1 protein-coding gene is annotated in these 1,028 nt (G+C 62.0%); it reads left to right on the top strand.

Going from position 1 to position 1,028, the window contains the following annotated elements:
* Positions 1-993: DDE-type integrase/transposase/recombinase (locus CXY80_RS00005; protein ID WP_104131106.1), on the top strand; the 993-nt coding region annotated here is incomplete at its 5' end.
* Positions 994-1,028: the final 35 nt, after the last annotated feature.

Below are 1,028 nucleotides of genomic sequence, written 5' to 3'. Positions count from 1 at the left end.
GAACTGGCCAGCCGAGGGATCTCGACTCGCGTCGCGGCCGACCTGGTCGGAATCCCTCGAGCGACAGCCACCCGGAAGCGCCGCATTCCGGTGCGTCGGCCCGCGCTGATTCCGGCGAACAAGATCGGCGACGAGGGTCGCCGCGAGATCCTTGACGTCGTCAACTCGAAGCCGTTCGTGGACTTGCCGCCGATTCAGATTTACGCCCAGCTGCTGGATGCGGACACGTACTTGTGCTCCATTTCAACGATGTATCGGGTGTTGAACGAGAATCAGCAGGTCAAGGACCGCCGCCGCCAGGCGCGCCACCCGGCCCGGGCGATCCCGGAACTGATCGCCACAGGCCCGGGCCAGGTCTATTCGTGGGACATCACGAAACTCGCCGGACCGGTCAAGGGTAAGTACTTCGATGCTTACGTGATGATCGATATCTACTCCCGCTACATCGTCGGCGCGTATGTTCACGCGTCGGAATCGGGCGAGCTGGCGGTGGAGATGATGAAGGAGATCTTCGGCATTCACGGCGTCCCGCAGGTCGTTCACGCTGACCGAGGCACGTCGATGACCTCCAAGACCGTCGCGGCGTTGCTGTCTGATCTGGAGGTCACCAAGTCGCACTCGCGGCCTCGGGTCAGTAACGATAATCCCTACAGCGAGGCCTGGTTCAAGACCCTGAAATTCGCTCCGACGTTCCCCGAACGCTTCGGCTCCCTCGCCGACGCGAAGACGTTCATGGCCTCCTTCGTCGACGGCTACAACCACGAACATCGCCACTCGGGGATCGGCCTCAACACGCCAGCCGACGTTCATTACGGCTTCGCCGAATTGAAGGCCGTGGCACGGGCGACGACGCTGGACGCAGCACGCGCGCGCTTCCCCGAGCGATTCAGCACGACCCAAGCGCCGCAGATTCTGTCCATTCCCACGACGGCATGGATCAACAAACCTGCCGTCAAACCCATCGAGGATGAAGGGCTCGAACTAGCCGCCTAAACTCCCACTGGTCTCATTCGCCTTGACAAATTCCG

Origin of the sequence: Cryobacterium sp. M91, assembly GCF_002929615.1 — a bacterium.
Taxonomy (GTDB): Bacteria; Actinomycetota; Actinomycetes; order Actinomycetales; family Microbacteriaceae; genus Cryobacterium; species Cryobacterium levicorallinum.
Note: the sequence above shows the minus strand (reverse complement) of the source record. Positions and strands in the feature narration are given on the sequence as shown.